Here is a 7,484-nt window from a genome sequence, read left to right as displayed (position 1 = left end):
GCGCGCGGAGGGCCTGCGGGTGATCCGGACCTATCGCACGGCCGAGTCGGGGCTCACCGTGGCTGCCGGCATGGACCACGAGGTCGACGGCGGCGCCGTGCACGTCGGCACGCGCGTCGACGCCGAGCGGGCCCGCGTGGTGTTCGACGTCGACGCGCAGGTCGGCATCGCCGTCGGCGTGACGAAGTGGCTCGCCTACCACTACGGCAAGGACTCGGCGCCCGACCTGGTGAACCGTGCCGGCATGACCATGCACCGGGCGCGGGCGGCGGGCCGGGCTGCGGCGCTCGAGGCGCACGAGCAGTGGGTCGCCGACTTCTGGGACCGCAGCGAGATCGTGTGGGACGGCGCGCGTGGCGCCCAGCAGGCGATCCACCTCAACCAGTTCACGCTGCTGCAGGCGTCGCTGCGCAGCGAGGGCCACGGCGTGCCGTCCAAGGGGCTCACGGGCACCGGGTACGAGGGGCACTACTTCTGGGACACCGAGGCGTACCTGCTCCCGTTCCTCACGCACACGTCGCCGCGGGTGGCCCGCAGCCTGCTCATGCACCGTGTGCGGATGCTGCCCGCCGCACGCGCGCGGGCGCGCGAGGTCGGGTGCGACGGTGCGTTGTTCCCGTGGCGCACCATCGACGGGCAGGAGGCGTCGGCGTACTACGCGGCCGGGACCGCGCAGTACCACATCGACGCGGACGTGGCCTACGCGCTGGCGCAGTACGTCGAGGTCACGGGCGACACGGACCTCATGGTGCGGCACGGTGTCGAGCTGCTCGTCGAGACCGCTCGGATGTGGGCGGGCCTCGGGTTCTTCTCCGAGCGGCGGGACGGGCGGTTCGTGCTGCTCAAGGTCACCGGGCCCGACGAGTACTCGACGGTGGTCGACAACAACCTCTACACGAACCTCATGGCGGCGGAGAACCTGCGGATGGCGGCCGACGCCGTTGCGTGGCTGCGGGCCGAGCACCCGCGCGACCTGCAGCGCCTCACCCAGCGTGTCGGGCTCCGCGACGACGAGGAGGCGACGTGGCGGCGGGCGGCGGAGCGCATGTACGTGCCGTTCGACCCGAAGGCGGGCGTGCACCTGCAGGACGACCGGTTCCTCGAGCAGCTCCCCTGGGACTTCGCCGGCACCCCCGCCGACCGCTACCCCCTGCTGCTGCACTTCCACCCGCTGGTCATCTACCGGCACCAGGTCATCAAGCAGGCCGACGTCGTCCTCGCGACCGTCCTGCTGCCGGAGCGCTTCAGCCGCGAGGAGCGGCGCCGCATCTTCGAGTACTACGACCCGCTGACCACCGGCGACTCCTCGCTCTCGGAGTGCATCCAGGCGATCGCTGCGGCCGACGTCGGCAAGTACCGGACGGCCGAGGAGTACCTGGTGGACGCCGCGGCTGTCGACATCGCGGACCGTGCGGGCAACCTGCGCGACGGCGTGCACGTCGCCTCCGCGGGCGGCGCGTGGATGGCGGTCGTCCAGGGCTTCGCGGGCTACCGGTGGCGTGGCACGCGCTTCGCGCCGATGCTGCCGACGCGCGCGCGGCGGCTCTGCTTCCCGCTGCAGGTCCGCGGCTCGGTGCTGGAGGTCGACATCCGGCCCGACGTCGTGACGTACGCGGTCCGGTCGGGTCCTCCGGTCACCGCGTGGCACCACGACGAGCAGTTCACCGTCACGGCCGGGGCGCCGGTGTCGTTCCCGGGCGAGTACCACACGCGGGACGTGGGCGACCTGCCCGCACCCGTCGCCTCCTGACGCCGGCGGCGCCCGGGCGTCGCCCGACGTGCCGGGCTCGTCAGAGCGCGGCGGTCTCGGCGACGGGCGGCGGTGCCTTCAGGCTGAGCGTGAGGTGGCCGCCCAGATACCCGCCGGCCGTCACGACCACGCCCGCGACCAGGCTCGTCGCGACCCCGCGCGCCCGGGCCCCGCGACGACGCTGCCGCCACGAGACGGCGTACAGGCCGAGGGCCACGGTGTTGAGCAGGGCGTGCGCCGCCCCGACGCGCTGCACGCGTCGGTTCCCCAGCGCCCAGTCGGCCAGCCCCGTGACCGCGGTCGGGGCGGCCGCGAGCACGCCGAGGCCGAGGAGCCGGTCGGCCGCGCCCGTGGCCCGCGGACCCCCGACCAGGTCGAGCGCCGTCGAGGACATCCACAGCCCGAGCGGCAGGTCGGTGAGCAGCGGGTGCAGCGCGTGCCCCACCGGCACGCCGTGCAGCAGGCGTGCGCGTCCCTCGTCGTCCAGCAGACGGTCGGCGAGCGGCCGGAGACGCGCGACCCACGGGTCGAGCCGTTCGCTCTGCTCGAGCCGCTCGGCCCAGCGCAACGGTGCAGGAGAGCTCTCGGAGGAGGACATCGGCGTTCCCTCGTCGCGACGGCGGCGGATGCTGCACCGTCGTCCGAGCATCGCAGCGGCCGGGCCGCTCGGCGACCCGGGGCGCCGCCCCGCAGGACGGCGCCCGAGGGCCGGCGGGTCAGCGGCGGCGCTTCTCCCGGACACGCACCGAGATCGAGATCGGCGAGCCCTCGAACCCGAAGGTCTCGCGCAGGCGGCGCTCGATGTACCGGCGGTACCCCGGGTCCAGGAAGCCGGTGGTGAAGATGACGAACCGCGGCGGGCGCGTCGACGCCTGCGTCGCGAAGAGGATGCGCGGCTGCTTGCCCCCGCGCAGCGGGTGCGGGTGCGCCGCGACGAGCTCGCCGAGGAACGCGTTGAGGCGGCCGGTCGAGATGCGCGTGTCCCACGACTCGAGCGACCGCTCGAGCGCAGGGACCAGCCGGTCGGTGTGCCACCCGGTCCGCGCCGAGATGTTCACCCGCGGCGCCCACTGCACCTGGACGAGGTCCTTGTCGATCTCCCGCTCCAGGTAGGGGCGGCGGTCCTCGTCCATGAGGTCCCACTTGTTGTACGCGATGACCAGCGCCCGGCCCGCGTCGACGACCTGGGAGATCACCCGGGTGTCCTGCTCGGTGAGCGGCGCGGACGCGTCGACGAGGACGACGGCGACCTCGGCCTTCTCGATCGCGGCCTGCGTGCGCAGCGACGCGTAGAAGTCGGGGCCCGACGTCTGGTGCACGCGCCGCCGGATGCCGGCGGTGTCGACGAACACCCACGGGACGCCCTTGAGGAGCACGAGCTCGTCCACGGGGTCGCGCGTCGTGCCGGCCGTGGCGTCGACGACCACCCGCTCGGTGCCCAGCACCTTGTTGAGCAGCGACGACTTGCCGACGTTGGGCCGCCCCACGAGTGCGACGCGGCGCGGGCCGTCCGGGACGGGCTTCGCGTGCGCCGAGACCTCGGGCAGCGCGTCGACCGCGGCCTCCAGCAGGTCGCCCGTGCCGCGGCCGTGCAGCGCCGACACGGGGAACGGCTCACCGAGCCCGAGCGCCCACAGCGCGGCGGCGTCCGCCTCGCCCGCGGGACCGTCGACCTTGTTCGCGCACAGCACGACGGGCTTGCCCGCCCGCCGCAGCAGCCGCACGACCTGCTCGTCCGTGTCGGTCGCCCCGACCGTCGCGTCCACGACGAACAGCACGGCGTCGGCCAGCGCGATCGCAACCTCCGCCTGCTGCGCGACGCGCGCCTCGATGCCCGCGACGTCGACCTCCCAGCCACCGGTGTCGACGAGGGTGAACCGGCGGCCCGCCCACTCGGCCGGGTAGCTGACCCGGTCGCGCGTGACGCCGGGCATGTCCTCGACGACCGCCTCGCGGCGGCCGAGGATGCGGTTGACCAGCGTCGACTTGCCGACGTTGGGCCGACCGACCACGGCGAGCACGGGCCACGCGGTCGCCTCGGGGCCGCCGAGCTCGTCCTCGTCAAGGCCGTCGATCAGCGCGAGGTCGTCGTCCTCCAGCGCGTACTCCGCGAGGCCGGCCCGCAGGGCGCGCTCCCGGTCGGCGTCACCGGACTCGTCGGGCAGCACGAGGGCGGGGTCGCCGGCGTCGCCGGGCAGCACGAAATCGGGGTCGGTCTCCGTCATGGCACCCATTGTCCCCTGTCGGACGGCCTGCCGTGACGTCAGGCGTGCTCGCGCTGCGGGTCGTCGGCCGGCAGGGCCAGGCCCGTGCGGGCGATCGCGCGTGCGACGAGGTCCGACAGGGCCACGCGCACGGCCTCGTTGGCGTCGACGAGCGCGGCGCGGCCGGACGTGCCGGGTGCGCGCTCGACGACCACCGGCTCCCCGAACTCGACGGCCAGCCGTCGCCGCAGCCCGGGCACGTGACTGGTGGGCTCGCCCGTCCGCCGCGTCCCGAGGATCGCGATCGGCACCACCGGAGCGTGCCCGTTGAGCGCGAGCCACGCGATGCCCGCGCGGGCGCTCGTCGCGTCGCCGCGCCCGCGGTTACCCTCGGGGAACACCCCGACGACACCGCCCCGACGCAGCACCCCGAGGGCCGTGGTGAGCGCCGTGCGGCCGCCCTCACGGTCGACGGGGATCTGCCCGGCGGCGGTGAGGAACAGCCCGACCACACCACCGAACATCTCCTCCTTGACGAGGATGTGCGCCGGGCGTGGGGTCACCCCCGCCAGGACCGGACCGTCGACGAGCCCGGAGTGGTTGGCCGCGAGCAGCACCGGCCCGGTAGCCGGCACGTGGTGGGCGCCGACGACGTCGGTCGCCCACACGCCGCGTGCGAGGAGCCTCCCGACCCAGCGCGACCACGCGGGCCCCGCCGGCGACGGGATCCGCGGGCCCGAGTCCGGGCTCATGCGCGTGCGGTGGACGCCGCGACGACCGCGAGGACCGCGTCGACCGTCTCCTGGAAGTCGAGGTGCGACGAGTCGACCGTGACGACGCCGTCCGCCGCCGTGTGGAACTCCACGACCGTGGAGTCGTCGGCGTCGCGGCGCAGCACCTGGTCGCGCGTGGCCTCGACCGCCTCCGCGTCAGCGGTGCCGTGCACGTCGAGCGCACGGCGCGCCAGACGCGCCTCCTCGCTCGCGGTGAGCAGGACGCGGACGTCAGCGTCGGGGGCGACGACGGTCGTGATGTCCCGACCCTCGGCGACGATCCCCCGCCCGCCCGAGAACGACCCGGCCGCCCGCTCGGCGTCGATCGCGGCGCGCTGCAGGCGTCCGAGCTCGGCCCGCACGTCGAGGTTGGTCGCGACCGCGCTCACCGCCGCCGACACCGCGGTCTCCCGGATCGCGGCCGTCACGTCGGTGCCGCCGACGACCACCGTCGGGTCCTGCGGGTCGACGCCCATGACCAGCGGCAGCGCACGGACCGCGTCCGCCACCGCGCCCGTGTCCGTCAGGGCGACGCCCTGGTCCACGCACCACCACGTCGCCGCGCGGTACATGGCCCCCGTGTCGAGGTACGCGAGGCCCAGCGACCGGGCGACCGCCCGGGACACGCTCGACTTGCCCGACCCGGACGGGCCGTCGATGGCGACCACCAGGGGCGCCGGGATCGTGCTCAACTCACCAGTCTCCATCCGCGGAGCGTCAGCTCCGCCTCGAGGTGCGGCACCGCACCCGGCAGCACCGAGATCGCGGCCATGCCCACGGGCCGCCCGGCCGCGTGCTCCAGCTGCAGGTCCTCCAGGTTGACGCCCGCGTCGCCGACGTCCGTCAGCAGCCGCGCGAGCTCGCCCGGGGCGTCCGGCACCAGGACACTCACGACGACGTACTCGCGGCGCGCACCACCGTGCTTGCCGGGCACGCGTGCGACGCCCGCGTTCCCGTCCGCGATGGTCCGTGCGATCGTCGACAGCGCCCCGAGCTCGACGTCCTCCGGCCCGGACGCCGCGGCGGCGCCGTCGAGCGCGTGGATCACCGCGTCGAGGTCTCCGCGCAGGCCGACGAGCACGTCCCGCACGGCGGCCGCGTTGGCGGCGAGGATCGACGTCCACAGCGCGGGGTCGGAGGCGGCGAGCCGCGTCACGTCCCGCAGCCCCTGTCCGGCGAGGCCGAGGGCGTCGTCGCCGACGTCCCGCAGCCGCGCGGCGACGAGGCTCGCGGCGACCTGCGGCACGTGCGAGACGGCAGCGACCGCGGCGTCGTGCGCGTCGGCGTCCATCGACACCGGCACCGCGCCGAGGTCGACCGCGAGCGACCGCACCGCGAGCAGCGCGTCGGGGCGCGACGAGCCCGAGTCGGCGATGACCCACGGCCGCCCGAGGAACAGGTCCGGCACCGCCGCAGCCGGGCCCGAGCGCTCGCGCCCCGCCATCGGGTGCGACCCGACGTACCGCGACAGGTCGGCGCCCGCGGCCCGCAGCTCCGCCAGCACGTATCCCTTGACGCTCGCCACGTCGGTGACGACCGCGTCCGGGTACGCGGCCAGCTCGGCGAGCACCACGTCCGACGTCACGTCGGGCGGTGCCGCGACGACGACGAGCGCAGGCGGCGAGTCGTCCGGCGACGCGGGTCGTCCGGCGCCGACGTCGCGTGCGAGCGCGACGGCGGTGCGCGACGGGTCGTGCAGCCGCACGTCCACGCCGTGCGCGGTCAGGCCCAGCCCGACGGACGTGCCCAGCAGACCCGTCCCGACGACGCGGACCGGACCCACGGTCGCGAGGCTCACATGCCCACCTGCGTCATGAGCGAGCCCACCTCCGTCTTGGACAGCACGCGCGTCCGCCCCGGCTTGAGGTCCCCGAGCCGGATCGGCCCGATCTGGGTGCGGACCAGGCGCGTCACCGGGTGCCCGGCCTCCTCGAGCAGACGGCGCACGACGCGGTTGCGGCCCTCGTGCAGCACGAGCTCGACGAGGCTCGCCTGCGGGGTCGTCTGCACGACCTGGAAGCGGTCGACCTTGACGAGGCCGTCCTCGAGCTCGATGCCGCGCGTGAGGCGCCCGCCCAGCGAGCCCGCGACGCGCCCCTCGACGTGCGCGAGGTACGTCTTCGCGACGCCGTGCGACGGGTGCGACAGCCGGTTGGCCAGCTCGCCGTCGTTCGTCAGCAGCAGCAGCCCCTCGGTCTCCGCGTCGAGGCGCCCGACGTGGAAGAGGCGCTCGGTGCGGTCGGCGACGAACTGCGCGATCGACGGCCGACCCTCGGGGTCGTGCATCGTCGAGACGACGCCCTTGGGCTTGTTGAGCGCGAGCGTGACGATCGAGGAGTCGAGCTGCACACGCAGCCCGTCCACGTGGATGACCGCGCTGACGGGGTCGACGCGCACGCCCAGCTCACGGACCTCCGTGCCGTCGACGGTCACCCGGCCGGTCGCGATGAGCTCCTCGCACGCGCGCCGCGAGCCGAGACCCGCGCCGGCGAGGACCTTCTGCAGGCGCACGCCCTCGGGGTCGTGCACGTCGACCGTGACCTCGGGGGCCCGGGTCGGCCGCGGTCGCGCGGGACGCGTCGGACGCGTCGCCGGTCGCGACGCACGCTTCGGTCCGCCGCGGTCCGGGCGGCCGTCGGTGCCGCGACGAGGCGCACGCGACTCCTCGCCCCCCGACCACGACGAGCGGCGGTCGTCGCCACCCGCACGGCCTGCGCGGCGGTCGTCGCCGCCACGGCCTGCCCGCCGGTCGTCGCC

At 75.3% G+C, this 7,484-nt stretch carries 7 protein-coding genes; 1 reads left to right on the top strand and 6 read right to left on the bottom strand.

Annotation, left to right across the window (positions count from 1 at the left end):
• The coding region (locus tag CBZ_RS04760) for a glycoside hydrolase family 65 protein (protein ID WP_130780448.1) at nucleotides 1–1,750 on the top strand (1,750 nt) is incomplete at its 5' end.
• 40 nt (nucleotides 1,751–1,790) lie between these two features.
• Here the strand turns inward: CBZ_RS04760 and CBZ_RS04755 are convergent.
• The 6 genes from CBZ_RS04755 to CBZ_RS04730 all read right to left on the bottom strand — a co-directional run bounded on the left by CBZ_RS04755 (nucleotide 1,791) and on the right by CBZ_RS04730 (nucleotide 7,256).
• On the bottom strand, nucleotides 1,791–2,348 hold the full coding sequence (locus CBZ_RS04755) for a DUF2231 domain-containing protein (protein WP_130780447.1): 558 nt from the start codon (nucleotides 2,346–2,348) through the stop codon (nucleotides 1,791–1,793).
• Between the two features lie 118 nt (nucleotides 2,349–2,466).
• Entirely contained in the window at nucleotides 2,467–3,975 is a 1,509-nt protein-coding gene (gene der / locus CBZ_RS04750) for a ribosome biogenesis GTPase Der (RefSeq protein ID WP_130780446.1), read from the bottom strand.
• 38 nt (nucleotides 3,976–4,013) lie between these two features.
• Complete coding sequence (locus CBZ_RS04745; RefSeq protein WP_130780445.1) at nucleotides 4,014–4,706, bottom strand: lysophospholipid acyltransferase family protein; 693 nt, start codon at nucleotides 4,704–4,706, stop codon at nucleotides 4,014–4,016.
• Nucleotides 4,703–5,434, bottom strand: coding sequence for a (d)CMP kinase (cmk, locus tag CBZ_RS04740; protein WP_130780444.1), 732 nt, complete (start codon nucleotides 5,432–5,434; stop codon nucleotides 4,703–4,705). Before cmk ends, CBZ_RS04745 begins: the two co-directional genes overlap by 4 nt.
• Entirely contained in the window at nucleotides 5,416–6,525 is a 1,110-nt protein-coding gene (locus CBZ_RS04735; RefSeq protein ID WP_130780443.1) for a prephenate dehydrogenase, read from the bottom strand. Before CBZ_RS04735 ends, cmk begins: the two co-directional genes overlap by 19 nt.
• Entirely contained in the window at nucleotides 6,522–7,256 is a 735-nt protein-coding gene (locus CBZ_RS04730) for a pseudouridine synthase (RefSeq protein ID WP_130780442.1), read from the bottom strand. Before CBZ_RS04730 ends, CBZ_RS04735 begins: the two co-directional genes overlap by 4 nt.
• Nucleotides 7,257–7,484 lie beyond the last annotated feature (228 nt).

The sequence above is a fragment of the Cellulomonas biazotea genome (assembly GCF_004306155.1).
GTDB classification, from domain to species: Bacteria; Actinomycetota; Actinomycetes; order Actinomycetales; family Cellulomonadaceae; genus Cellulomonas; species Cellulomonas biazotea.
The sequence above is the reverse complement of the archived record's forward strand: the minus strand, read 5'-3'. Positions and strand labels throughout refer to the sequence as shown.